This is a genomic window from Gemmobacter sp. 24YEA27 (assembly GCF_030052995.1).
Lineage (GTDB): Bacteria > Pseudomonadota > Alphaproteobacteria > Rhodobacterales > Rhodobacteraceae > Pseudogemmobacter.
Genome location: NZ_JASJPW010000001.1, coordinates 61692 through 83904, shown reverse-complemented (window position 1 = coordinate 83904; position 22213 = coordinate 61692). Strand labels below are relative to the sequence as shown.

Below are 22213 nucleotides of genomic sequence, written 5' to 3'. Positions count from 1 at the left end.
GATTAGGCGCGGGGGCCTGCGGGGGCAATCCCTGCTGCGGGCGCTGGCCGGTCCGGCAATGGAAAAGGGCGCCCGGGGGCGCCCTTTCTTACCTTTTCTGCGTTTTGCAGATCAGAGTTTTTCTGTGAGCTCGGGGAGGATGGTGAAGAGGTCTCCCACCAGGCCATAATCGGCGACCTGGAAGATCGGGGCTTCTTCGTCCTTGTTGATCGCGACGATGACCTTCGAGTCCTTCATGCCGGCGAGATGCTGGATTGCACCCGAGATGCCGACCGCGACATAAAGATCAGGCGCCACAACCTTGCCGGTCTGGCCGACCTGCCAGTCATTCGGCGCGTAGCCGCTGTCGACCGCTGCGCGGCTTGCGCCGACGGCTGCGTTCAGCTTGTCCGCGAGCTTCTCGATCACCGCGAAGCTTTCTTTCGAGCCCACACCACGCCCGCCCGACACGACGATCTTCGCCGAGGTCAGTTCGGGACGATCCGACGCCGCCACCCGGTTTTCGACAAAGCTCGACAGGCCGGTTGCCGCAGCCTCTGCTGCGGCCTCGACCGGAGCCGAACCACCTTCGCCTGCTGCCGCAAAAGCCGCCGTGCGCACCGAAAAGACCTTCTTCGCGTCCGAAGATTTCACCGTCTGAATCGCGTTGCCGGCATAGATTGGCCGCTCAAAGGTTTCAGAATCGATAACGGCGGTCACATCCGAGATCACCATCACGTCGAGCAACGCCGCAACGCGCGGCAGAACGTTCTTGTTATAGGCGGTCGCGGCACCGGTGATATGGCTGTACGCGCCTGCGAGGCTGACCACGAGATCGGCCATCGGTTCAGCCAGGCCATTGTTATCGCTGGCATTCAGAACTTTGCTCACGCCATCGAGCTTTGCCGCGGCCGCCGCAGCCTCTGCCGGGCCTGCGACCAGAAGATGCACTTCGCCAAGGGATTTCACAGCCGTCAACGTTTTGGCAACCGAATCGGTGGCAAGCTGGCCTTCGTTCACATCGGCAATCAGGAGAACAGCCATCAGATCACCCCCGCTTCATCTTTGAGTTTCGCCACCAGCTCATCGACCGAGGCTACGCGCACACCCGCCTTGCGGCCGGCCGGTTCCGTGGTTTTCACGACCGTCAGGCGCGGGGTCACATCGACGCCATAGTCAGCCGGGGTCTTCACCGCCAGCGGCTTTGCCTTGGCCTTCATGATATTCGGCAGGCTTGCGTAACGCGGCTCATTGAGGCGCAGATCGACGGTGACGACCGCCGGCAGGCTGACCTCGATGACCTGGAGACCGCCATCGACCTCGCGGGTCACGCGGGCCTTGTCGCCCTCAATCACCAGTTCCGAGGCAAAGGTCGCCTGGGCCTGGCCAAGCAGCGCCGCCAGCATCTGGCCGGTCGCGTTCATATCGTTGTCAATCGCCTGCTTGCCGGCCAGGACCAGGCCGGGGGCCTCTTCCTTCACCACGGCGGCCAGCAGCTTCGCCACGGCGAGAGGCTCGATATCGGTGTGCACGTCAGACGCGGCTTCGATCAGGATCGCCCGGTCCGCGCCCATCGCCAGCGCGTTGCGCAGGGTCTCCTGCGCCTGTTTGACGCCGATCGAGACGACCACGACCTCGGTGGCGATGCCCTTTTCCTTCAGGCGAATCGCTTCTTCCACAGCGATCTCGTCAAAGGGGTTCATCGACATTTTCACATTGGCAAGATCGACACCCGAACCATCCGCCTTCACACGGACCTTCACGTTGTAGTCAATCACCCGTTTGACAGGCACGAGGACCTTCATGCGGTAAATCTCCATTTCAGGGGGCGTTCGCACGCCCCTCACAAGCTCCCGGCAGGAGTGTTATCGCAGGGGGAAACGATTCTACAGCAAAAAGCGACACGTCGCTGATGCACTGCGTCGCGTTACTGATGCGTCTTTTCGATCAGATGTGTGAAAGGGGCGATCAGCCCGCGGCGCCATCCGGTTTGGCATCGCCACGTGTCAGGCCAGGCACCCAGAGCACGTCCGACTGACCATCGTCATTGGCAATGCGGCCGGCCACGAAAAACCAGTCCGACAGACGATTCAGATATCGCACCGCATCGGGGTTCACATCCTCTTCGCCGGCAAGCTCCACTGCAAGCCGCTCAGCCCGGCGGCAGACCGTGCGGCACAGATGCAACTGGGCCGCCAGCGCTGATCCGCCGGGCAGGATGAAGCTGCGCAAAGGCGTCAGCCGGGTGTTCATCGCGTCAATCTCGCGCTCCAGCCGGTCAACCTGGGGCGCGATCATCCGCAGCGGTGTATAAGAGAGGGTCTCGTCCAGATGCCGGTCCGGCGTCGCAAGATCGGCACCAAGATCAAAGAGGTCGTTCGAGATCCGGGCCAGCGCCAGCGCGACTTCGCCTGTCGCATGCAGTCGGGCAAGGCCCACAGTCGCATTGGTCTCGTCTACCGTGCCATAGGCCGAGACGCGGGTTGCGTGTTTGGGCACCCTTGCGCCATTGGACAGGGCTGTTTCGCCCTTGTCGCCGGTGCGCGTGTAGATTTTTGACAGAACGACCATGGTTTCTCCCTGACCTTGCGCCGCCGCCCCCGCCGCCTCAGCTGCCTGAATGCCGGAACCAGGCAAAGACGACCAGCAGGATGACGGCGATGAACTGAGCGATAAGGCGCCAACGCATGATCTTATTCGCGTTGCGCCGGTTGAAATCACCACCTTTGGCGAAGGTGCCGATACCGAAGATGAGGATCGCGGCGACGACAAGCGCAGCAAAGGCCGCGAGGAGGAAAAGGGGATCTCTCAACATGGTGTGCTCTTTCTGTGCGCCCGGCGGCACAACAGTGCCACGGGGGAAAGCCTAAAGCGCAAAGGGGGAATGCGAAGGGTGAAACTGCTGTCTCAGCCTTTCGCGATCAGCCAGTCCAGCATGGGGCGCGGCAGCAGCCAGCGCGCGAAAGCCATCAGCCAGGTGGCTTTGGTCACGTAGTATCTGGCCCTTGGGCGCGGCTTTTCCACCGCTTTCACCAGCGCCGCCGTCACCGCCGAAGGCGGCAGCTCAAAGCGGTCAGGCGCATTTTTCGCCTCGTATAGCCGGTGCAGCAGGGTGCGATATTCGTCGGAGCGCGCCGAATTTTCCCAGTCGATCCATTTCTCGAAATGCGGGATCGAGTTTTCGCGGATGCGCGAGGTGACCGGGCCGGGCTCGATCAGCACGACGTCAATTCCGGTGCCGCGCATCTCAAGGCGCAACACATCGGTCATCCCCTCCATCGCGAATTTCGTTGCCACATAGGCGCCGCGCCATTTCATCGGCACCAGTCCCAGCACCGAGGAGCAATTGACGATCCGCCCGGCACCGGCGGCGCGCATCAGCGGGATCACCCGGCGCGTCAGGTCGTGATAGCCGAAGAGATTGACCTCGAAAATCTCGCGCAGGGCGCCGCGAGGCAGGTCTTCGACCGCGCCCGGGCAGGCAAAGGCGCCATTGTTGAACAGGGCGCCAAGCCGGCCGCCATTGCGCTGGTGGATCTCGTCGATGGCGCTCGCGATGCTGGGTTCATCGGAATAATCGAGGCGAAAGCTCTCGAACCCCTGTTCGCGCAGCCTTTCGCAATCGGCCTCCTGGCGGCAGGTGGCGAAAACGCGCCAGCCACGGGCCTTCATGCCCTGTGCCGCATCCAGCCCGATGCCGGAGGAACATCCGGTGATGAGAATCGATCTGTCCATTGCTCTGCCCGTCTTTTTTCCAAAGCCTTAGGGGCAAAGACCGGGCAGCGTCAAATGAAGATCGCCCCAAGGGGCAGGGGGGAAACCCTGCCCGCTTTCAATAGGCGTCGGTCAGGAAGCGCGAAGCGACATAGCCGTAGATTCCGTCGCCTTCGATCGCCACCTCGACCCATTCCGAATCAACCGCGCCGATCACGCGGACGGCTTCGCCTTCGGAAAGGCGGCCGACCACCGAAGAATCGGTCGAAGGGCCAAGCCGCACATTGACCGAGCTGGCCGAAACAGTGCGGATATCGCCATTCATTGCCGGCCCGTCATTGGAAAGGCCGTCATAAGAGGGGCTGTCATAGGCGGCGGACGGGTCGGGCGAAAGCGCGCCGCCATCGGTCGGATCGGCATAAAGCGAGGTTTCTGCCATGGCGGGCGCAGCCGGGGCAGACATCTCTGCGGATCCGGCGGCCGTAGCATCAAGTGTCGCTGTGTCACCGCTGGGATCAGGCAGTGAAGACAGGGTAAAAACGGGCTTTGGCGCCGGCGCGGCGGGCTCGGCCTTCGGCACGCTCGCGATTGCCGGGGCCGCAGCCAGCTCGACCGGCGGCGGCAGATCTGTGGCGGAGAGCTGGACGCGCTCGGGTTCGGGCGCGACAGTGACGGTGGGCGAGAAGGTGCGGGTGACGAGCACGATCTCTTCCCCGGTCGCGACCGCACGGGCAAGACCGGGGCGCATCTGGCCCTTGTCCTCGCCGGCAACCAGCAGAGTGACGAACATGGCCGCAGAAAGCGGCAAGACATAGCGCAACATCGGCAGACTTTCGGAATTTGGCAGCAGCACCCCCTGTCTAACACAGATCAGGGTGAAAAATCAGCAGCAAAATCCTCATGCCCGGCGCGGACCGCGCGTTGTTGCGCGAAAACCGACTGGACCAGCCCCGGGCCTCGGCCTAGACAAGATCCATGTCCGACGAAGATGACGATCACAATTCCCTGGGTGCAACCGAAGTCGAGCCGCTCTCGCGGGCGATTGGCGAGCGGTATCTGACCTATGCGCTGTCCACCATCATGCACCGGGCGCTGCCCGATGCGCGCGATGGGCTGAAGCCGGTTCACCGGCGAATCCTTTATGCAATGCGCGAGCTGAAGCTCTCGGCGACCGGGGGCTTCCGGAAATCCGCCAAGATCGTCGGCGATGTGATGGGCAATTATCACCCGCATGGCGATGGCGCGATCTATGATGCGATGGCGCGCCTCGCGCAGGATTTCAACGTCCGCTACCCGCTGGTCGATGGCCAGGGCAATTTCGGCAATATCGACGGCGACAGTCCGGCGGCGTCGCGCTATACCGAGGCGCGTCTGACCGCGCTGGCCGAGACCCTGATGGAGGGGCTGGCCGAGAACGCGGTCGATTTCCGCCCGAATTATGACGGCACGCTGGAAGAACCCGTCGTGATGCCGGCGGCCTTCCCGAATCTGCTGGCGAACGGGTCATCCGGCATCGCGGTGGGTATGGCGACGAATATCGCGCCGCATAACCTGGACGAGCTGATCCGCGGCTGTCACGCGATGCTGAAGGATCCCGAGATCAGCATTGACGGGCTGATGGACCATATCCCGGGCCCCGATTTCCCGACCGGCGGCGTGATCGTCGAGCCGAAAGAATCGATGCGCGAGGCCTATGCCACCGGGCGCGGCGCCTTCCGCATCCGCGCGAAATGGGAGATCGAAGATCTGGGCCGGGGGGCCTGGCAGATCGTCGTGACCGAGATCCCCTATCAGGTGCAGAAGTCGAAGCTGATCGAGAAACTGGCCGAGGTGATCCACCTGAAAAAGGTGCCGCTGCTGGCCGATGTGCGCGACGAATCCGCCGAGGATGTCCGCGTGGTGCTGGAACCCCGCGCCCGCAATGTCGACCCCGAGATGCTGATGGGGATGCTCTATCGCAATTCCGATCTGGAAACCCGGTTCAGCCTGAACATGAACGTGCTGATCGATGGTCGCGTTCCGCGCGTCTGTTCGCTCAAAGAGGTGCTGCGGGCGTTTCTCGACCACCGCCGCGAGGTGCTGCGCCGACGCTCGACGCATCGGATTGAAAAGATCGACCACCGGCTCGAGGTGCTCGAAGGCTTCATCATTGCCTATCTGAACCTCGACCGGGTGATTGATATCATCCGCTATGACAGCGACCCGAAAGCCGCGCTGATGGCCGAGGTCTGGGGCGGAACTTACCCGCGCGCGCTGTCGGAAAAGGATTATAAGGCGCCAAAGCCGCGCAGCCCCGGCGATCTGACCGAGGTCCAGGCCGAGGCGATCCTCAATATGCGGCTGCGGTCTTTGCGCCGTCTGGAAGAGATGGAGCTGCGCGCCGAACGCGACACGCTGATCCTGGAGCGCGCGGGGCTTGCCGATCTGCTGGCCTCGGACGCAAAACAGTGGACGCGGATCGGCGAAGAGCTGGAAGAGATCCGGCGCAAATTCGGCAAGGACTGGGTGCATGGCGCCCGCCGTACCGCATTCGCCGATGCAGGTTCCGTCGAGGAAGTGCCGTTTGAGGCGATGATCGAGCGCGAGCCGATCACGGTGATCTGTTCCAAAATGGGCTGGATCCGCGCGATGAAGGGCCATGTCGATCTGGCGGCAGAGCAGAAGTTCAAGGATGGCGACGGGCCGCGTTTCGCCTTCCATGCCGAGACCACCGACAAGATCCTGCTTGTGGCTGAGAATGGCCGCTTCTTTACCCTGATCGGGGCCAATCTGCCCGGCGGGCGCGGCATGGGGGAACCCGTGCGCCTGATGGTCGATCTGGCAAATGACACCGATATCACCGATCTGATCCTTTATCGTCCGGGCGAGAAATACATGCTCGCCTCGACGGCCGGGGATGGTTTCGTCGTGGCCGCAGAAGAGCTGCTGGCCCAGACGAAGGCGGGCAAGCAGGTGCTGACGGTGAAGGACGGTGTGAAATCTGCGATGTGCCGCAAGGTGAGCGGCGATCATGTCGCTGTGGTGGGCGAGAACCGCAAGTTGCTGGTCTTCCCGCTGGTACAGCTCCCCGAGATGGCCAAAGGCAAGGGTGTCAGACTGCAGAAATACAAAGATGGCGGTCTGTCGGATGCAATCACCTTTACCCTGGCCGATGGCCTGAGCTGGAAAGACCCGGCTGGCCGCACCCGGCTCGAGACCGATCTGAGCGAATGGATCGGCGCGCGGGCCGGGACCGGCAAGATGGCCCCGCGCGGCTTCCCCCGCGACAACCGGTTCAACTGAAGCGAAACCGGAATTTTATCGTAAAATTCCGGCCAAATTCCTTTGCAAGGAATTTGTCTTCTGGCGGGCCGGTCGTGTGCGGGTTTGCCTGTTGCCTCTGGCTCGGATATCGGTGGGGCGTCTCAACCGGAGTTCTGCTTTGTATCTGCGCGGATTTGCCTCTTTCGCCCTTGTTTGCTCGCTGGCCGCCTGTGGCGGGAAGGCAGATCTGAACGAGCCTCCGATGCCCTTTGGTGATTTTGTGCTTGGCCACAACATCATCGTGGCAGACAATGTGCAGAAAGTGCCGATCTCGCGCGATGCGACGCCCGAGGAATGGCAGAAGGTGATGCAGAAAGCGGTCGATGACCGCTTCGGGCAAAAACGTTATCAGGGCAGCCGCATTTACAATATCGGCATCTCCGTCGATGGCTATGCGCTTGCCCCTCCGGGAATCCCGGTCGTTGCCGCTCCGAAATCCGTGCTCGCCATCACCGCCAATATCTGGGACGACGCGAAGGCGAAAAAGCTCAATGACGAGGGTAAAAAATTCACCATTTTTGAGGGGCTGTCGGGGGAAAGCGTGATCGGCACAGGTCTGACCCGCACCAAGGCCCAGCAGATGGAGGCGCTGAGCTATAATGCGGTGCAGAAGATCGAGGCCTGGCTTCTGGAACATCCCGACTGGTTTGGCCTGACAAAAGACGAACAAAAAGAACTGCTTGCCGCTCGTGAGGCCGAAATCGAAGCCGCAGAGGCGAAGCCCGCAGAAGATAAGGCCCAGGATCCGGCTGCAGCCGCGACCGCAGCCGCTTTGCCCGCGGGCAAGAGCGCGACCGCAGCAAAGCGTGCTCCGAAGGGGTGATGCGATGGACGCGACACCAACGGACACTTGATTTTCCCTGTCGCCATCGTTAAGTCGCCGCCCGAGTGAACCAGGGGTTTCCCGCGAGGGGGGCTCCGCAGAGCAAGGGCGGCCAGGATGGCAAAGGCAAAGTTTGAACGGAACAAACCGCACGTCAACATCGGCACGATCGGCCACGTTGACCACGGCAAGACGACCCTGACGGCCGCGATCACCAAATATTTCGGTGACTTCAAAGCCTATGACCAGATCGACGGTGCTCCGGAAGAGCGCGCCCGCGGCATCACGATCTCGACCGCTCACGTCGAGTATGAGTCGGAGTCGCGTCACTACGCCCATGTTGACTGCCCCGGCCACGCCGACTACGTCAAAAACATGATCACCGGTGCGGCCCAGATGGACGGCGCGATCCTCGTGGTGAACGCCGCTGACGGCCCGATGCCGCAGACCCGTGAGCACATCCTGCTCGGCCGCCAGGTGGGTATCCCCTACATGGTCGTCTATATGAACAAGGTCGACCAGGTTGATGACCCGGAACTTCTGGAACTCGTCGAGATGGAAATCCGCGAGCTTCTGTCGTCCTACGAATACCCGGGCGACGATATTCCGATCATCAAAGGCTCGGCTCTGGCCGCGATGAACGGCACCAATCCGGAGATCGGCGAGAACTCGATCCGCGAACTGATCGCGGCTGTCGACGCCTATATCCCGACCCCGGAGCGCGCTGTTGACCAGCCCTTCCTGATGCCGATCGAAGACGTGTTCTCGATCTCGGGCCGCGGCACGGTTGTGACCGGTCGTATCGAGCGCGGCGTGATCAACGTCGGTGACGAAGTCGAGATCGTCGGCATCCGCCCGACCTCGAAGTCGATCTGCACCGGTGTGGAAATGTTCCGCAAGCTGCTCGACCGCGGTGAAGCCGGCGACAATATCGGTGCGCTGCTGCGCGGCGTCGACCGTGACGGCGTCGAGCGTGGTCAGGTTCTGTGCAAGCCGAAATCGGTTCTGCCGCACACCACTTTCGAAGCTGAGGCCTATATCCTCACCAAGGAAGAGGGTGGCCGTCACACGCCGTTCTTCGCGAACTACCGTCCGCAATTCTACTTCCGCACCACGGACGTGACCGGCATGGTCAAGCTTCCGGAAGGCACCGAAATGGTGATGCCGGGCGACAACCTGAAGTTCGAAGTCGAACTGATCGCGCCGATCGCCATGGAAGAGAAACTGCGCTTCGCAATCCGCGAAGGCGGCCGCACCGTTGGTGCAGGCGTCGTTGCGAAAATCATCAAGTGATCTGAAGCCTTCGGGCTTTGTGATCCAGAGGCCGCCCTTCGGGGCGGCCTTTTTCGTTGCAAGCCCCCGGGCGGGTGTATTCCACAGAAGTCAGGGGTGAAGGGGCAGGAAGAGGGCCCAGCCTCTTCAGGTGTTTTCGGCGATTCGCAGGGCAGGGGCCTTGATTTCCTCATGCTTTGGTGCAAAAGGGGCGCGCGGCGCTGGAAAGTGCCGTCTGCCTGATTCTTCGGGTGGGTAGTTTGTTCCGCCCGTTCAGAGAAAAAGACCGTCAACATGTGAACCTATCGGATGCGGCCATCCTGGCCTCATCATGACGTTCCGAAGGAAGAAGCAATGCAAGGTCAGACCATTCGCATCCGCCTCAAGGCCTTCGATTACCGCGTGCTGGATGCCAGCACCCAGGAAATCGTTTCCACGGCCAAGCGCACCGGTGCAGAAGTCCGCGGGCCGATCCCGCTGCCGAACAAAATCGAGAAATTCACGGTTCTGCGTGGTCCGCATATCGACAAGAAGTCGCGCGACCAGTGGGAAATCCGTACCCATAAGCGTCTTCTCGACATCGTCAATCCGACCCCCCAGACCGTGGACGCGCTGATGAAGCTCGACCTCGCCGCTGGCGTGGATGTCGAGATCAAGGTGTAAGGGGGCAAAAATGCGTTCCGGTATTATCGCAAAGAAGCTGGGCATGACCCGGCTGTTCCTGGAAGACGGCAAGCAGATCCCGGTCACGGTGCTGCAGCTTGACGCCCTTCAGGTCGTGGCAAACCGCACCGACGACGTTGACGGCTATACCGCTGTTCAGCTCGGCGCCGGCACTGCCAAAGTTTCGCGCACCACTGCCGCGCAGCGTGGCCATTTCGCGAAAGCGAATGTCGCCCCCAAGCGCAAGCTGGTCGAGTTCCGCGTCTCGCCTGACAACCTGATCGAAGTGGGCGCCGAAATCTCGGCCGAGCACTACGTTTCGGGCCAGTTCGTCGACGTTGCCGGTACCTCGCTTGGTAAAGGCTTCCAGGGTGCGATGAAGCGTCACAACTTCGGCGGTCTTCGCGCGTCGCACGGTGTGTCGGTTTCGCACCGTTCGCACGGTTCGACCGGCCAGTGCCAGGACCCCGGCAAGGTGTTCAAAGGCAAGAAGATGGCTGGCCATATGGGGGCCGTTCGCGTCACCACCCAGAACCTGCAGGTCGTCAAGACCGATGCAGAGCGTGGTCTGATCCTCGTCAAGGGCGCTGTCCCCGGTTCGGCCGGCGGCTGGGTCACTGTCAAGGATGCCGTGAAAAAGGCTCCGCATGCTGACGCTCCGCGTCCGGCTGCCGTCAAGGCGCTCGCGGGTGCTGCTGCTCCGGCTGTGGAAGCAGTCGAAGGGGGTGAAGCATGAAACTTGATGTGATCAAACTCGACGGCGACAAAGCCGGTTCGGTTGACCTGAACGAAGCGCTGTTCGGCCTTGAGCCGCGCGCCGACATTCTGCACCGTGTGGTCCGCTGGCAGCGTGCGAAAGCACAGGCCGGTACCCATTCGACGCTGGGTAAATCGGATGTCAGCTACTCGACCAAGAAGATCTACAAGCAAAAAGGCACCGGTGGCGCACGTCACGGGTCCAAGAAAGCTCCGATCTTCCGTCACGGTGGTGTCTATAAGGGCCCGCAGCCCCGCAGCCACGCCCATGATCTGCCGAAGAAGTTCCGTGCGCTCGGTCTGCGTCACGCGCTTTCGGCCAAGGCCAAAGCCGGCGAACTGGTGATCCTCGACAGCCTCGCGCTGGCCGATGCGAAAACCGGTCTTCTGGCCAAAACCCTGGGCGAGCGTGGCTGGAAACGCGTTCTGGTCATCGATGGTGCAACGGTTGATGCGAATTTCGCACTGGCTGCGCGCAACATCGAAGGCGTGGACGTGCTCCCGACCATCGGCGCCAATGTCTATGATATCCTGAAGCGTGACACGCTCGTGATCACCAAAGCAGGTATCGAAGCTCTGGAGGCTCGCCTGAAATGAGCGCGAAACCCGAACATTACGACGTGATCCGCAAGCCGGTCATCACCGAGAAAGCCACTATGGCCTCGGAAAATGGCGCGGTTGTGTTCCAGGTTGCGATGGCATCGACCAAGCCGCAGATCAAAGAGGCCGTCGAGGCTGTCTTTGGCGTCAAGGTCAAAGCCGTCAACACCACCATCACCAAAGGCAAGGCCAAGCGTTTCCGCGGCCGCGCCGGTGAGCGTTCGGACGTGAAAAAGGCCTATGTGACCCTCGAAGAGGGCAACACGATCGACGTATCGACCGGCCTCTGATCGTCAGATCCCCTGAACCGGAAAAGCCCCTGCGAAAGCGGGGGCTTTTTCCTTTGTGGGGCAGGGCATTGAGAAAAGGGGCTCAGGGCTGCAGGCGGTGCCAGGGGTCTCCTGGCCCGCTGCCGGTACGACCAGGGCGCCCGGGCGGGCCTTCTGGTGGCCTGGCAGGAGTGGTGACATCATTTGTCAACCAGGGGATACCTGCATTGAAGCCGCGCATAAGCGGGGGCACAAAGCCAAGGTGCCGGAGCCGCGCCACCGTGACGCCCGGCGCCGCCTGACAAAACCGGAGAGACCATGTCGCTGTCGAAATCCGCCATTGCGGCAACCTGCCTTGCCCTGCTGCCCTTCTCTGGAAATGCCTTTACGGTCTCCAGCGAGACCAGGGATTTCCTCGTCAGCGGCGGCGAGGCCGTGACCGGCAACCCGGTTGGGATCCAGGCTGAGAACCAGTGCTACCCGGCGAGTGATGACCTCTCGGCCCCCGGCAAGATCCTCGCTGATGGCGACTGGGTGGTGACCAGTGAGGTCACGTTCTACGACTTTGAACTGGTCAGCTTCGCCGCCATCGCCACGCCCAAAGACGGTGGCGGCTGTGAGTTCTTCGATGGCAGGATCGCGGTCTGGAAAGATGGCGCCTTTGTCGCGCTGATCGAAGAGGGGGTCGCCGACCAGCTGCTGATCGGCCATATCCGACCTGTCGACGGCACCGTGGTCGAGATCGGCAGCGGCGCGGCCCAGCCTGACACTGTGGGATATATCGCTTATGACGCGGCGACCGAAGAGCTCTTCGTCACCGCGCAGCGCTAGGGCGGGGCAGGGGGGGCGGAAAAAGCGCACAGAGCGGTTGCCGCCCCAACTTCTTTCTGTTACCAGCCCTCCATCCCAAAGCCCCCGGATTCGTCCGGGGGTCTTTGGTTTTGCCGACCTCTTTCACCTGAAGGGGCAAGGCAACTCAGCCGGGGATCTTCGGAGCCCTTAACCCCGGGCCGAAAAGCCACCTTCAGATCGCAAGATCAGCGGGCGGCACTTATGGCCCATGAAGCAAACGGAAGACAGAGAACATGGCACTCAGGTCTTATAAACCTACGACGCCAGGCCAGCGCGGGCTGGTTCTGATCGACCGTTCGGAGCTGTGGAAGGGCCGCCCTGTTAAAGCGCTGACCGAAGGTCTGCGTAAACATGGTGGTCGGAACAATACCGGACGGATTACTGTGCGCCACCAGGGCGGCGGGGCAAAGCGCCTCTACCGCATCGTGGATTTCAAACGCGCAAAATGGGATGTCGCCGCGACCGTCGAACGGATCGAGTACGACCCCAACCGCACCGCATTCATCGCGCTGGTGCGCTATGCTGACGGCGAGCAGGCCTATATCCTCGCGCCCCAGCGTCTTGCCGTTGGTGACTCTGTTGTCGCCGGCGCCAAAGTCGACGTGAAGCCCGGCAATGCGATGCCTTTCTCGGGCATGCCGATCGGTACCATCGTGCACAACGTGGAACTGAAAGCCGGCAAAGGTGGTCAGCTGGCTCGCGCCGCAGGCACCTACGCACAATTCGTCGGTCGTGACGGCTCCTATGCGCAGATCCGCCTCTCGTCGGGCGAGCTGCGTCTGGTCCGTCAGGAATGCATGGCAACCATCGGTGCCGTGTCGAACCCCGACAACTCGAACCAGAACTTCGGTAAAGCCGGTCGTATGCGCCACAAGGGCGTGCGTCCGACTGTCCGCGGCGTCTCGATGAACCCGATCGACCACCCGCATGGTGGTGGTGAAGGCCGGACCTCCGGTGGTCGTCACCCGGTCACGCCCTGGGGCAAACCCACCAAGGGCGCCCGTACGCGCACCAACTCGACGACGGACAAATACATTGTCCGCTCGCGTCACGCCAAGAAGAAAGGGCGCTGATCCATGGCACGTTCCATCTGGAAAGGCCCGTTTGTCGATGGCTATGTCCTGAAAAAGGCAGAAGCGTCGCGCGCGTCGGGCAAGAACGAAGTGATCAAGATCTGGTCGCGCCGTTCCACCATCCTGCCGCAATTCGTCGGACTTACCTTCGGCGTCTATAACGGCAAAAAACACGTTCCGGTCGCGGTGACCGAGGACATGATCGGCCAGAAATTCGGTGAATATTCGCCGACCCGTACCTATTACGGGCATGCTGCCGACAAAAAAGCCAAGAGGAAGTAAGCCATGGGTAAGGAAAAGAATCCGCGCCGCGTGGCGGATAATGAGGCGATGGCCGTGGCACGTATGCTGCGCACCTCGCCCCAGAAACTGAATCTGGTTGCGGGTCTGATCCGCGGCAAGAAAGTCGACAAGGCGCTGGCCGACCTCACCTTCTCCAAGCGTCGTATCGCTGGCGAAGTGAAGAAAGTCCTGCAATCCGCGATTGCCAATGCCGAGAACAACCATGGTCTCGACGTTGACAGCCTGATCGTGGCGGAAGCCTGGTGCGGCAAGAACCTGGTGATGAAGCGGGGCCGTCCGCGGGCTCGTGGTCGCTTCGGCAAAATCATGAAGCCGTTCAGCGAAATCACCATCAAGGTTCGTCAGTCCGGGGAGTCGGCATAATGGGTCAGAAGGTCAATCCGATCGGCATGCGCCTTCAGGTCAACCGTACCTGGGACAGCCGCTGGTTCGCTGAATCGAAAGATTTCGGCAACCTGCTTCTGGAAGATCTCCGCATCCGTGAGTTCATCCACAAGGAAGCCAAACAGGCCGGCATCTCGAAAGTCGTCATCGAGCGTCCGCACCGCAAGTGCCGCGTGACCATCTACTCGGCGCGTCCGGGTGTGATCATCGGCAAAAAAGGCGCTGACATCGAGACGCTTCGCAAGAAGGTCGCGGCGTTCACTGCCTCGGACCTGCATCTGAACATCGTCGAAGTGCGCAAGCCCGAAGTCGATGCCCAGCTGGTGGCCGAGTCGATCGCACAACAGATGGAGCGTCGTGTGTCGTTCCGTCGTGCGATGAAGCGTGGCGTGCAGAACGCGATGCGCATGGGCGCCCTCGGCATCCGTGTGAACGTGGCTGGTCGTCTGGGTGGTGCGGAAATCGCGCGTACCGAATGGTACCGTGAAGGCCGCGTGCCGCTGCATACGCTTCGTGCTGACATCGACTATGCGCTGTCGGAAGCCGAAACCCCCTATGGGATCATCGGTGTGAAAGTCTGGATCTTCAAAGGCGAAATCCTTGAGCATGATCCGCAAGCCCACGATCGTCGCCTGGCAGAGGCAGCGGATGCTCCGGCACCCCGCGGTCCGCGCCGTGAGCGTGGCGACCGTGAGCGCGCCTGAGGAGTATTGAACAATGCTGCAACCAAAGCGCACTAAATTCCGCAAGATGCACAAGGGCCGCATCAAGGGCGAAGCCAAAGGCGGCTCCACCCTGAACTTCGGCTCGTTTGCTCTGAAATCGACCGAACCCGAGCGCGTCACGGCGCGGCAGATCGAAGCGGCCCGCCGCGCGATCACCCGTCACATGAAGCGTCAGGGCCGTGTCTGGATCCGTATCTTCCCGGATACCCCGGTTTCGGCAAAGCCGACCGAGGTCCGGATGGGTTCCGGTAAGGGCTCGGTCGATTACTGGGCCTGCAAGGTGAAGCCTGGCCGCATCATGTTCGAGATCGACGGTGTGAACGAGGAAATCGCTCGTGAAGCCCTGCGTCTCGGCGCGATGAAACTGCCGGTCACCTCGCGCATCGTCGCGCGCGAAGACTGGTAAGAACAGGCCCATATCCGGGCTTTGAGGGGCCCCGGCGCGATTGCGCCGGGGCCTTCTCGTTTGTGGTCGCGGTGACAGGCGAAAAGTCACCGGCGGCTCAGGGCCGGGGGGAACTGTTCTTGAGGACCGGGGTTGAGCCCGACACCTCTGACCGGAGCTTTCAATGACCCCTGAGACCGTTCTGACCGCATTGCAGGATCGCGATGTGATGATCCCGCTTATGTGCAGCCTCGTGGCCGGAGGGCTGATCGGGGCGGAGAGAGAGCTGAACCGCAAGCCCGCCGGGATCAGAACCCACACGCTGTTATGCTTTGCTGCGGCCCTGATGACCATTCTCGGGTTGAGGATGGCGGAATGGGTGGCCTATCTGCCGGCAGGGACCCAGGTGGTCTCGGACATGTCGCGGATGCCACATGCGATCCTGACCGGGGTGGGCTTTCTTGGGGCAGGGGTGATCTTTCGCGAGGGCGGCTCGGTGCAGGGGCTGACCACTGCCGCCTCGCTCTGGCTGACGGCTGCGCTCGGGATTGTATTCGGGACCGGCCTGCTGGGGCTGGGCCTCGTCGGTGCGGCGATCACCGTACTGGTCCTTGTGGTGCTGCGCGTGTTTCAGTGGCTCGCGCCGCCTTCGCCTGTTGCGCGCCTTGAGGTCGAGCTGACCACGGCAGCCACACTGACCGTCGGCGCGCTGGAAGAGCTTCTGGCGCGGCAGGGCATCCGTTGTGGCGCCGTCGGCTACCAGATGGATCAGGAAAGCGGTATGCGTCGCTACGAGACCCTGCTCTCGTCACGCCGCCCGCTGCCGGCGCCCGAAGCGATTGCCGCCCGGGTACAGGAGGCCGGTGGCGTTCACCGGCTGGTGATCGCGCCGCTGACGCTTGACTCGGCCCAGTCCGGCTGAGTGCAGCAGTCACCCCAGGAAAATCAGGGGATTTGGCTTGCCCTTTATCGATGCCTCCTGTAGGGGAACCCATCCTGCGGATTCCGGGTAGCCGGGATTCGCTGGTGTTTCATTGATCCACCAGGTCAAAGGTCACCCGGCCACATGTCGGGGCCCTCTGGTGAATGTAAAAGGAAAAGGCGAATGACCGCCAAAGAACTGACCGGGAAAACCCCGGACCAGCTGCGTGACAGCCTTGTTGCGCTCAAGAAAGAAGCGTTCAATCTGCGCTTCCAGCAAGCGACCAACCAGCTTGAGAACACCGCCCGCATGCGCACCGTGCGCCGCGAAGTGGCCCGTATCAAAACCGTTCTCGGCCAAAAAGCCGCTGAAGCTGCGAAGTAAGGATCAGACCCATGCCGAAGCGCATCCTGACTGGCACCGTGACCTCCGACAAGAACGAGCAGACCATCACTGTCTCGGTCGAGCGTCGTTTCAAGCACCCGCTGCTGCAGAAAACGGTCCGTAAGTCGAAGAAATACCGCGCCCATGACGCGGAAAACAAATTCAAAGTGGGTGACACTGTTCGTATCGAAGAGTGCGCGCCGATTTCGAAGACGAAGCGTTGGACGGTGGTGGTCGAGGCCTGAGCAATCAGTCCTCTCCATACCGTTCAGCTACAACTGAGCGATACCCCGGGGCGGTTGATCGCTGTCCCCGAAGGTCGGGAGAAACCAAATGATCCAGATGCAGACCAATCTGGATGTAGCTGATAACTCCGGCGCCCGCCGGGTTCAGTGCATCAAGGTTCTGGGCGGCTCGCACCGCCGCTACGCATCCGTGGGCGACATCATCGTAGTGTCGGTCAAGGAGGCGATTCCTAAAGGTCGCGTGAAGAAAGGTGACGTGCGTAAAGCCGTCGTCGTTCGCACCGCGAAAGAAGTTCGTCGTGAAGATGGCACCGCCATCCGTTTCGACCGCAATGCTGCCGTCATCCTGAACAATCAGGGCGAGCCGGTCGGTACCCGTATCTTCGGGCCGGTGGTTCGTGAGCTGCGCGCGAAGAACTTCATGAAGATCATCTCGCTGGCGCCGGAGGTGCTGTGATATGGCTGCTAAGCTGAAAAAAGGCGACACCGTCGTCGTTCTGACCGGCAAGGACAAGGGCAAACAAGGCGAGATCTCGTCTGTTTCGCCGAAAGCCGGCAAAGCTGTGGTTGATGGCGTGAACATCGCGATCCGTCACGCCAAGCAATCCGCAGGCAGCCAGGGCGGCCGCATCCCGAAAGCGATGCCGATCGACCTGTCGAACCTCGCGCTCCTGGACAAGAACGGCAAAGCGACCCGCGTTGGCTTCCGTGAGGAAGACGGCAAGAAGATCCGCTTCGCCAAGACCACCGGGGAGGCTATCTGATGTCGGATAAAGCAACCTATACCCCGCGTCTGAAGGCCGAGTTCAAGACCAAGATCCGCGCCGCTCTGAAGGAGGAATTCTCCTATAAGAACGATATGCAGATCCCGCGTCTGGAAAAGATCGTCCTGAACATGGGCGTTGGTGAAGCGGTGAAAGACACCAAGAAGGTCAAACAGGCCTCCGAGGAGCTTTCGCTGATCGCCGGCCAGAAGGCCGTCATCACCAAGGCCAAGAAATCCATCGCAGGCTTCCGCGTTCGTGAAGAGATGCCGCTCGGCACCAAAGTCACGCTGCGCGGCGACAAGATGTATGAATTCCTTGATCGTCTGATCAACGTGGCCCTGCCGCGCGTCCGCGACTTCCGCGGCGTGAAAGGCACCTCGTTTGACGGCAATGGCAACTACGCCATGGGCTTGAAAGAGCACATCGTTTTCCCGGAAATCGAATTCGACAAAGTCGATGAGGTTCTGGGTATGGACATCATCATCTGCACGAACGCCAAGTCGGATGCCGAAGCAAAATCCCTGCTGAAGCATTTCAACATGCCGTTCACGGCCTGATCGCGAGGAACCTGAAACATGGCTAAGAAATCCATGGTGAACCGCGAAGTGAAGCGCGAGAAGCTGACGGCTCGTCATGCTGTCAAGCGCGCTGCACTCAAGGCGGTAATCAATGACCAAGAGAAGCCGATTGAAGAGCGCTTTGCGGCGACTCTGAAACTGGCTGAGATGCCCCGCAACTCTTCGGCTGTGCGCATGCACAACCGTTGCCAGCTGACGGGTCGTCCGCATGCTTACTACCGTAAGCTGAAACTGTCGCGGATCAAGCTGCGTGACCTGGCCTCGTTCGGCCAGATCCCGGGCATGGTCAAGTCGAGCTGGTAAGGGAGAGAGCAGATGCCTGTTAATGATCCCATCGGCGATATGCTGACCCGTATCCGTAACTCGTCGCTGCGCGGCAAGTCCACGGTTTCGACCCCGGCTTCGACCCTGCGTGCCCGCGTCCTCGACGTGCTGCTCGCAGAAGGTTACATCCGCGGTTATGAAAAGGCCGAGACCTCGAATGGTCAGGGCGAATTCACCATCAGCCTGAAATACTACGAAGGCGAGCCGGTTATCCGCGAGTTGAAGCGGGTCTCCAAGCCGGGCCGTCGCGTGTATATGGGCGTCGAAGATCTGCCGTCGGTCCGCAACGGGCTTGGCGTCGCGATCGTCTCGACCCCGAAGGGCGTTCTCTCGGATGCAAATGCGCGCGCGGCCAATGTTGGCGGCGAAGTGCTTTGCACCGTCTTCTGAGGAGGGTTTAATGTCTCGTATCGGCAAAAAACCCGTAGAGCTGGCAAAGGGCGTTACCGCGTCCGTTTCCGGCCAGACCATCGAAGTCAAGGGGCCGAAAGGCACCCGTTCCTTCACCGCTGGCGACAATGTGTCGGTCACTGTTGAGGGCAATGAAGTGAAAGTCACCCCGCGTGGCCTTTCCAAAATTGCCCGTCAGCAATGGGGCATGTCGCGTTCGATGATCGAAAATCTTGTGACCGGTGTGACCACCGGCTTCAAGAAAGAGATGGAAATTCAGGGCGTTGGTTATCGCGCGGCGATGGCTGGCAATGTTCTGAAACTGTCTCTGGGCTTCTCGCATGAAGTGAATTTCGAAGTGCCGAAGGGGATCACCGTTACGACCCCGAAGCCCACCGAGATCACCGTCGAGGGCATCGATCAGCAGGAAGTCGGCCAGGTGGCAGCGAACATCCGCAACTGGAAGCGTCCCGAGCCCTATAAGGGCAAAGGGATCCGCTACAAGGGCGAGTTCGTCTTCCGCAAGGAAGGCAAGAAGAAGTAAGGGGCGCAAAAATGGCTTTGAACAAACGAGAGCTGTTCCTGAAGCGCCGCTTGCGCGTACGGAACAAAATCAAATCGGCGAATGCAGGTCGTCTGCGTCTCTCCGTTCACCGCTCGTCGAAAAACATCAGCGTTCAGCTGATCGACGATGTGAATGGCGTGACCCTGGCAGCTGCCTCGTCGCTGGAAAAAGAACTGGGCGTCGTTGGCAAAAACAACGTCGAAGCAGCCGCGAAAGTGGGTGCAGCGATTGCAGAACGCGCCAAAAAAGCCGGTGTCGAAGAAGTTTACTTCGACCGTGGTGGCTTCCTGTTCCATGGCAAAATCAAAGCCCTGGCAGAAGCTGCACGCGAAGGCGGCCTCAAGTTCTGATCCTGCGGGTGGCGGTCACGCCACCCCGATGATCCGGGAGGGCGGCCCCTGTGGCCGTCACTCACCAGGATTGACCCAAATCAGGCGCGGCTCGCCCGTGCCACTCACGGAAAGGACTCTGTCACATGGCAGAACGTGATAACCGCCGGGAGCGTCGTGACGACCGTCGCGAAGAGACCCCGGAATTCGCAGATCGCCTCGTCGCGATCAACCGCGTGTCGAAAACCGTCAAGGGCGGTAAGCGCTTTGGCTTTGCAGCGCTCGTCGTTGTTGGCGATCAGCGCGGCCGCGTTGGTTTCGGCAAGGGCAAGGCGAAAGAAGTGCCGGAGGCTGTCCGTAAAGCCACCGAGCAGGCCAAGCGCCAGATGATCCGTGTGCAGCTGAAAGACGCCCGCACGCTGCACCACGACATCGAGGGCCGTCACGGCGCTGGTAAAGTCGTGATGCGGACCGCTGTTGCAGGTACCGGTATCATCGCCGGCGGCCCGATGCGCGCTGTCTTCGAGATGCTCGGTGTGCAGGACGTTGTTGCGAAGTCGCTCGGCTCGCAGAACCCCTACAACATGATCCGCGCCACCTTCGAAGGCCTCTCGAAAGAGAACTCGCCGCGTTCGGTTGCTGCGCGTCGTGGCAAGAAAGTCGCCGAGATCCTGCGTAAGCCGGAAACCGAAGCGGCTCCCGAAGCTGTGGGAGGCTGATCGAAATGGCCAAGAAAACCATCGTCGTCCAGCAATACGCCTCGGCAGCCCGCCGCCCTGCGATCCAGACCCAGACCCTGATCGGTCTTGGCCTGAACAAAATCAACCGCACCCGCGAGCTGGAAGATACTCCGGCAGTGCGCGGCATGGTCAACAAGATCCCGCATCTTGTGAAGATCATCGAAGAGCGCGGCTGAGCCTCTGACGATTTCTGAAAACGCCCCGGTCCCCGCGACCGGGGCGTTTTCTTTTTGCGCCACTGCCGCCAGGATGGCGCCGCAATACGAAGGGGCCGCGCGTGCATCTGGTAAATTTTTCCGAACTGATGGGGCCTGACTGGCGTTTTCCGGATCCGTCCTGCCAGACCCCGGGGTTGAGTTCGGAATGCCATGTCATCGCCCCGGGAAGCCGCTCCTGGGGGCTCCGGCTGAATTCATGGGCTGCGGCGCGCCGCGCGGTCAGGGCGGCGCGAGGGCGGTCAGACGCGGTGCTGGTCAGCCATTTGCCGGGCGCGACGTTGCGGCTGGCCATGCTGGCGGGGCCGGGATCACGCAGCGGGGCAGCGATAAGGCATATCGCATTTGCCTTCAATTTTACCGATCTGCCGCAGGGGCAAAAACTGCGCGCCTATCGCGCGGCCCTGTCCCGTGTCGATGAATTCGTCATCTTCTCGAATTTTGAGCGCGACCTCTATGCGCGCCATTTTGGCCTGCCGCCCGAGCGATTCACCTTCCTGCCCTGGGCGATGGAGGCGCCACGACCAGGGCCGGTGGCGGCGCCCTTCGATCAGCCCTGGCTGGTCGCGCTTGGCGGTGAGGGGCGCGACTACCCGACACTGTTGCAGGCCGCCCGGCTGCGTCCCGATCTGCGGCTGGTGGTGATCGCGCGGCCCTATAACCTTGCCGGGCTGCAACTGCCGCCCAATGTGAAGGCCTTTACCAATCTGCCGGCGGCAGAGGCCTGGGGGCTGGTCAGCGAGGCAGCCGGGATGCTGCTGCCACTGCGCCAGGGCCGCACGCCCAATGGCCATATCACGCTGGTTGGCGCCCAGATGCTGGGCGTGCCGCTGGCGATCACCGATTCGCTCGGGGTTCGGGATTATGTCGACGCGGCCACCGCTCTTTTGCTGCCGCCCGCAAGCCCGGAGGCGCTGGCCGCCGCGATGGAACGCCTTGCGGCAGGCGGCGGCGAAATCCGGGACATGGCGGAGCGCGCCCGCGACATCGCCCTGAGCCGCAGCGCGCCCTCGGTCTGGTGTGACTGGCTGGCCAGCCTCTGAGTCACTCTGCCGGCGGTTCTGCGTCCTCTTCGGCGGGGGATTCCGGCAGGGCGGGGATATTGCTGGTGACGAGGATCGAGAAGCTGCGATCCGCATCGCCCATATCCGGCGCGAATAGCGGGAAGGGCTCGGCGGACCGGATCTGGGCCATGGCGATATTGTCGAACAGTGGTTGACCCGAGCTTTCCGAGACCGCGCTGGAGACGAGGCGGCCATCGGCGCCGGTGGTAAAGGCGACGCGTGTCGTGAAGTCACCGGTTATGCCTGCATCTCTCAGCGTCGCGGTGTTCAGCCTGACACTGTTGATCCGTGCGATCACTGCGGCGACATAATCTTCGGTTGTGGCGGGGGCCTCGGCTGCGCTCACGGCTTCGGGCAGGGCTGCCCCGCCGGGCGCAGCCGGCTCTTGCGCAACAGCTGCAAGCGGCGAGAGTGACAGGCTGAGGGCTGCGACAAGGGCAGTAAGGCGGGCAGCGGAAGGAGAGGCGGTCATAGCGGATCCTGAGCAAATGGCCGGGTTCGTGCCCCGGCCAGGGGTGATGTCCGACCGTGCCGCGCTCAGGGGTCAGGCGCCAGCGGTGACGCCGGGCTTGCCAGGGGCTGGGTGGTG

General features: G+C 61.7%; 33 protein-coding genes. 26 read left to right on the top strand and 7 right to left on the bottom strand.

Going from position 1 to position 22213, the window contains the following annotated elements:
• Positions 1-111: 111 nt before the first annotated feature.
• From QNO18_RS00525 to QNO18_RS00500, 6 genes are all read right to left on the bottom strand, one after another.
• Entirely contained in the window at positions 112-1023 is a 912-nt protein-coding gene (locus tag QNO18_RS00525; protein WP_283176088.1) for an FAD-binding protein, read from the bottom strand.
• Positions 1023-1784, bottom strand: coding sequence for an electron transfer flavoprotein subunit beta/FixA family protein (locus QNO18_RS00520; protein ID WP_249499162.1), 762 nt, complete (start codon positions 1782-1784; stop codon positions 1023-1025). The genes QNO18_RS00525 and QNO18_RS00520 overlap by 1 nt, the downstream gene beginning before the upstream one ends.
• Positions 1785-1947: 163 nt before the next feature.
• On the bottom strand, positions 1948-2550 hold the full coding sequence (locus QNO18_RS00515) for a cob(I)yrinic acid a,c-diamide adenosyltransferase (protein WP_283176087.1): 603 nt from the start codon (positions 2548-2550) through the stop codon (positions 1948-1950).
• A gap of 37 nt (positions 2551-2587) precedes the next feature.
• Complete coding sequence (locus tag QNO18_RS00510; protein ID WP_283176086.1) at positions 2588-2794, bottom strand: twin transmembrane helix small protein; 207 nt, start codon at positions 2792-2794, stop codon at positions 2588-2590.
• A 92-nt stretch (positions 2795-2886) separates the two neighbouring features.
• On the bottom strand, positions 2887-3714 hold the full coding sequence (locus QNO18_RS00505; protein ID WP_283176085.1) for an SDR family NAD(P)-dependent oxidoreductase: 828 nt from the start codon (positions 3712-3714) through the stop codon (positions 2887-2889).
• A gap of 97 nt (positions 3715-3811) precedes the next feature.
• Positions 3812-4516, bottom strand: a complete 705-nt coding sequence (locus QNO18_RS00500) for an SH3 domain-containing protein (protein WP_283176084.1) — start codon at positions 4514-4516, stop codon at positions 3812-3814.
• A 152-nt stretch (positions 4517-4668) separates the two neighbouring features.
• Here QNO18_RS00500 and QNO18_RS00495 point away from each other — a divergent pair, with 152 nt between their 5' ends.
• The 26 genes from QNO18_RS00495 to QNO18_RS00370 all read left to right on the top strand — a co-directional run bounded on the left by QNO18_RS00495 (position 4669) and on the right by QNO18_RS00370 (position 21603).
• Positions 4669-6975, top strand: a complete 2307-nt coding sequence (locus tag QNO18_RS00495) for a DNA topoisomerase IV subunit A (RefSeq protein ID WP_283176083.1) — start codon at positions 4669-4671, stop codon at positions 6973-6975.
• 139 nt (positions 6976-7114) lie between these two features.
• Positions 7115-7819: a hypothetical protein gene (locus QNO18_RS00490; protein WP_283176082.1), complete on the top strand. Its 705-nt coding sequence runs from the start codon at positions 7115-7117 to the stop codon at positions 7817-7819.
• Positions 7820-7936: 117 nt separating this feature from the next.
• On the top strand, positions 7937-9112 hold the full coding sequence (gene tuf, locus QNO18_RS00485; RefSeq protein WP_283176081.1) for an elongation factor Tu: 1176 nt from the start codon (positions 7937-7939) through the stop codon (positions 9110-9112).
• A gap of 333 nt (positions 9113-9445) precedes the next feature.
• Positions 9446-9754, top strand: coding sequence for a 30S ribosomal protein S10 (rpsJ, locus tag QNO18_RS00480; protein WP_092899250.1), 309 nt, complete (start codon positions 9446-9448; stop codon positions 9752-9754).
• A 10-nt stretch (positions 9755-9764) separates the two neighbouring features.
• Complete coding sequence (gene rplC, locus QNO18_RS00475) at positions 9765-10490, top strand: 50S ribosomal protein L3 (RefSeq protein WP_283176080.1); 726 nt, start codon at positions 9765-9767, stop codon at positions 10488-10490.
• On the top strand, positions 10487-11107 hold the full coding sequence (rplD, locus tag QNO18_RS00470; RefSeq protein WP_092899246.1) for a 50S ribosomal protein L4: 621 nt from the start codon (positions 10487-10489) through the stop codon (positions 11105-11107). Before rplC ends, rplD begins: the two co-directional genes overlap by 4 nt.
• Positions 11104-11400 (top strand): 50S ribosomal protein L23, encoded by a 297-nt coding sequence (locus tag QNO18_RS00465; RefSeq protein WP_124085136.1) that lies wholly within the window; start codon positions 11104-11106, stop codon positions 11398-11400. Before rplD ends, QNO18_RS00465 begins: the two co-directional genes overlap by 4 nt.
• Before the next feature lie 297 nt (positions 11401-11697).
• The gene (locus QNO18_RS00460; RefSeq protein WP_283176079.1) at positions 11698-12210 is read left to right on the top strand and encodes a hypothetical protein; all 513 of its coding nucleotides are present in this window, start codon (positions 11698-11700) and stop codon (positions 12208-12210) included.
• A 254-nt stretch (positions 12211-12464) separates the two neighbouring features.
• Positions 12465-13304 (top strand): 50S ribosomal protein L2, encoded by an 840-nt coding sequence (gene rplB / locus QNO18_RS00455; RefSeq protein ID WP_198837593.1) that lies wholly within the window; start codon positions 12465-12467, stop codon positions 13302-13304.
• A gap of 3 nt (positions 13305-13307) precedes the next feature.
• Positions 13308-13586: a 30S ribosomal protein S19 gene (gene rpsS / locus QNO18_RS00450; RefSeq protein WP_092899238.1), complete on the top strand. Its 279-nt coding sequence runs from the start codon at positions 13308-13310 to the stop codon at positions 13584-13586.
• A gap of 3 nt (positions 13587-13589) precedes the next feature.
• Positions 13590-13970, top strand: coding sequence for a 50S ribosomal protein L22 (gene rplV, locus QNO18_RS00445; protein ID WP_198837594.1), 381 nt, complete (start codon positions 13590-13592; stop codon positions 13968-13970).
• Positions 13970-14695: a 30S ribosomal protein S3 gene (rpsC, locus tag QNO18_RS00440; protein ID WP_092899234.1), complete on the top strand. Its 726-nt coding sequence runs from the start codon at positions 13970-13972 to the stop codon at positions 14693-14695. The genes rplV and rpsC overlap by 1 nt, the downstream gene beginning before the upstream one ends.
• Before the next feature lie 13 nt (positions 14696-14708).
• On the top strand, positions 14709-15122 hold the full coding sequence (gene rplP, locus QNO18_RS00435) for a 50S ribosomal protein L16 (RefSeq protein WP_092899232.1): 414 nt from the start codon (positions 14709-14711) through the stop codon (positions 15120-15122).
• 163 nt (positions 15123-15285) lie between these two features.
• Complete coding sequence (locus QNO18_RS00430; protein ID WP_283176078.1) at positions 15286-16023, top strand: MgtC/SapB family protein; 738 nt, start codon at positions 15286-15288, stop codon at positions 16021-16023.
• Between the two features lie 183 nt (positions 16024-16206).
• Complete coding sequence (gene rpmC / locus QNO18_RS00425; RefSeq protein WP_092899227.1) at positions 16207-16407, top strand: 50S ribosomal protein L29; 201 nt, start codon at positions 16207-16209, stop codon at positions 16405-16407.
• Positions 16408-16418: 11 nt separating this feature from the next.
• A complete protein-coding gene (gene rpsQ / locus QNO18_RS00420) occupies positions 16419-16652 on the top strand; it encodes a 30S ribosomal protein S17 (protein ID WP_092899225.1) in 234 nt (77 codons plus the stop codon).
• An 88-nt stretch (positions 16653-16740) separates the two neighbouring features.
• Complete coding sequence (rplN, locus tag QNO18_RS00415) at positions 16741-17109, top strand: 50S ribosomal protein L14 (protein WP_013066055.1); 369 nt, start codon at positions 16741-16743, stop codon at positions 17107-17109.
• A gap of 1 nt (position 17110) precedes the next feature.
• Entirely contained in the window at positions 17111-17416 is a 306-nt protein-coding gene (gene rplX / locus QNO18_RS00410) for a 50S ribosomal protein L24 (protein WP_283176077.1), read from the top strand.
• Positions 17416-17976, top strand: coding sequence for a 50S ribosomal protein L5 (gene rplE / locus QNO18_RS00405; protein WP_283176076.1), 561 nt, complete (start codon positions 17416-17418; stop codon positions 17974-17976). Before rplX ends, rplE begins: the two co-directional genes overlap by 1 nt.
• A gap of 18 nt (positions 17977-17994) precedes the next feature.
• Positions 17995-18300 carry a 30S ribosomal protein S14 gene (gene rpsN, locus QNO18_RS00400; protein ID WP_198837597.1) on the top strand — a complete coding sequence of 102 codons (306 nt, stop codon included), beginning with the start codon at positions 17995-17997 and terminating at the stop codon, positions 18298-18300.
• Positions 18301-18312: 12 nt separating this feature from the next.
• The gene (rpsH, locus tag QNO18_RS00395; protein ID WP_198837598.1) at positions 18313-18711 is read left to right on the top strand and encodes a 30S ribosomal protein S8; all 399 of its coding nucleotides are present in this window, start codon (positions 18313-18315) and stop codon (positions 18709-18711) included.
• A 10-nt stretch (positions 18712-18721) separates the two neighbouring features.
• Entirely contained in the window at positions 18722-19255 is a 534-nt protein-coding gene (gene rplF, locus QNO18_RS00390) for a 50S ribosomal protein L6 (protein WP_092899215.1), read from the top strand.
• Positions 19256-19266: 11 nt separating this feature from the next.
• Positions 19267-19626 (top strand): 50S ribosomal protein L18, encoded by a 360-nt coding sequence (rplR, locus tag QNO18_RS00385; protein WP_198837599.1) that lies wholly within the window; start codon positions 19267-19269, stop codon positions 19624-19626.
• Between the two features lie 125 nt (positions 19627-19751).
• Positions 19752-20324: a 30S ribosomal protein S5 gene (rpsE, locus tag QNO18_RS00380; RefSeq protein WP_198837600.1), complete on the top strand. Its 573-nt coding sequence runs from the start codon at positions 19752-19754 to the stop codon at positions 20322-20324.
• A 5-nt stretch (positions 20325-20329) separates the two neighbouring features.
• Positions 20330-20521, top strand: a complete 192-nt coding sequence (gene rpmD / locus QNO18_RS00375; protein WP_092899209.1) for a 50S ribosomal protein L30 — start codon at positions 20330-20332, stop codon at positions 20519-20521.
• Positions 20522-20622: 101 nt separating this feature from the next.
• Positions 20623-21603 (top strand): hypothetical protein, encoded by a 981-nt coding sequence (locus tag QNO18_RS00370; protein ID WP_283176075.1) that lies wholly within the window; start codon positions 20623-20625, stop codon positions 21601-21603.
• Between the two features lies 1 nt (position 21604).
• On the opposite strand, the gene QNO18_RS00365 is transcribed toward QNO18_RS00370, so the two are convergent.
• Positions 21605-22096 (bottom strand): TonB family protein, encoded by a 492-nt coding sequence (locus QNO18_RS00365; RefSeq protein ID WP_283176074.1) that lies wholly within the window; start codon positions 22094-22096, stop codon positions 21605-21607.
• Between the last annotated feature and the right edge of the window lie 117 nt (positions 22097-22213).

Excerpts from the sequence above, each read along its gene's own strand:
- QNO18_RS00525 (WP_283176088.1), bottom strand. The coding sequence starts at position 1,023 with ATGGCTGTTCTCCTGATTGCCGATGTGAACGAAGGCCAGCTTGCCACC.
- QNO18_RS00520 (WP_249499162.1), bottom strand. The coding sequence starts at position 1,784 with ATGAAGGTCCTCGTGCCTGTCAAACGGGTGATTGACTACAACGTGAAG.
- QNO18_RS00515 (WP_283176087.1), bottom strand. The coding sequence starts at position 2,550 with ATGGTCGTTCTGTCAAAAATCTACACGCGCACCGGCGACAAGGGCGAA.
- QNO18_RS00510 (WP_283176086.1), bottom strand. The coding sequence starts at position 2,794 with ATGTTGAGAGATCCCCTTTTCCTCCTCGCGGCCTTTGCTGCGCTTGTC.
- QNO18_RS00505 (WP_283176085.1), bottom strand. The coding sequence starts at position 3,714 with ATGGACAGATCGATTCTCATCACCGGATGTTCCTCCGGCATCGGGCTG.
- QNO18_RS00500 (WP_283176084.1), bottom strand. The coding sequence starts at position 4,516 with ATGTTGCGCTATGTCTTGCCGCTTTCTGCGGCCATGTTCGTCACTCTG.
- QNO18_RS00495 (WP_283176083.1), top strand. The coding sequence starts at position 4,669 with ATGTCCGACGAAGATGACGATCACAATTCCCTGGGTGCAACCGAAGTC.
- tuf (WP_283176081.1), top strand. The coding sequence starts at position 7,937 with ATGGCAAAGGCAAAGTTTGAACGGAACAAACCGCACGTCAACATCGGC.
- rpsJ (WP_092899250.1), top strand. The coding sequence starts at position 9,446 with ATGCAAGGTCAGACCATTCGCATCCGCCTCAAGGCCTTCGATTACCGC.
- rplC (WP_283176080.1), top strand. The coding sequence starts at position 9,765 with ATGCGTTCCGGTATTATCGCAAAGAAGCTGGGCATGACCCGGCTGTTC.
- rplD (WP_092899246.1), top strand. The coding sequence starts at position 10,487 with ATGAAACTTGATGTGATCAAACTCGACGGCGACAAAGCCGGTTCGGTT.
- QNO18_RS00465 (WP_124085136.1), top strand. The coding sequence starts at position 11,104 with ATGAGCGCGAAACCCGAACATTACGACGTGATCCGCAAGCCGGTCATC.
- QNO18_RS00460 (WP_283176079.1), top strand. The coding sequence starts at position 11,698 with ATGTCGCTGTCGAAATCCGCCATTGCGGCAACCTGCCTTGCCCTGCTG.
- rplB (WP_198837593.1), top strand. The coding sequence starts at position 12,465 with ATGGCACTCAGGTCTTATAAACCTACGACGCCAGGCCAGCGCGGGCTG.
- rpsS (WP_092899238.1), top strand. The coding sequence starts at position 13,308 with ATGGCACGTTCCATCTGGAAAGGCCCGTTTGTCGATGGCTATGTCCTG.
- rplV (WP_198837594.1), top strand. The coding sequence starts at position 13,590 with ATGGGTAAGGAAAAGAATCCGCGCCGCGTGGCGGATAATGAGGCGATG.
- rpsC (WP_092899234.1), top strand. The coding sequence starts at position 13,970 with ATGGGTCAGAAGGTCAATCCGATCGGCATGCGCCTTCAGGTCAACCGT.
- rplP (WP_092899232.1), top strand. The coding sequence starts at position 14,709 with ATGCTGCAACCAAAGCGCACTAAATTCCGCAAGATGCACAAGGGCCGC.
- QNO18_RS00430 (WP_283176078.1), top strand. The coding sequence starts at position 15,286 with ATGACCCCTGAGACCGTTCTGACCGCATTGCAGGATCGCGATGTGATG.
- rpmC (WP_092899227.1), top strand. The coding sequence starts at position 16,207 with ATGACCGCCAAAGAACTGACCGGGAAAACCCCGGACCAGCTGCGTGAC.
- rpsQ (WP_092899225.1), top strand. The coding sequence starts at position 16,419 with ATGCCGAAGCGCATCCTGACTGGCACCGTGACCTCCGACAAGAACGAG.
- rplN (WP_013066055.1), top strand. The coding sequence starts at position 16,741 with ATGATCCAGATGCAGACCAATCTGGATGTAGCTGATAACTCCGGCGCC.
- rplX (WP_283176077.1), top strand. The coding sequence starts at position 17,111 with ATGGCTGCTAAGCTGAAAAAAGGCGACACCGTCGTCGTTCTGACCGGC.
- rplE (WP_283176076.1), top strand. The coding sequence starts at position 17,416 with ATGTCGGATAAAGCAACCTATACCCCGCGTCTGAAGGCCGAGTTCAAG.
- rpsN (WP_198837597.1), top strand. The coding sequence starts at position 17,995 with ATGGCTAAGAAATCCATGGTGAACCGCGAAGTGAAGCGCGAGAAGCTG.
- rpsH (WP_198837598.1), top strand. The coding sequence starts at position 18,313 with ATGCCTGTTAATGATCCCATCGGCGATATGCTGACCCGTATCCGTAAC.
- rplF (WP_092899215.1), top strand. The coding sequence starts at position 18,722 with ATGTCTCGTATCGGCAAAAAACCCGTAGAGCTGGCAAAGGGCGTTACC.
- rplR (WP_198837599.1), top strand. The coding sequence starts at position 19,267 with ATGGCTTTGAACAAACGAGAGCTGTTCCTGAAGCGCCGCTTGCGCGTA.
- rpsE (WP_198837600.1), top strand. The coding sequence starts at position 19,752 with ATGGCAGAACGTGATAACCGCCGGGAGCGTCGTGACGACCGTCGCGAA.
- rpmD (WP_092899209.1), top strand. The coding sequence starts at position 20,330 with ATGGCCAAGAAAACCATCGTCGTCCAGCAATACGCCTCGGCAGCCCGC.
- QNO18_RS00365 (WP_283176074.1), bottom strand. The coding sequence starts at position 22,096 with ATGACCGCCTCTCCTTCCGCTGCCCGCCTTACTGCCCTTGTCGCAGCC.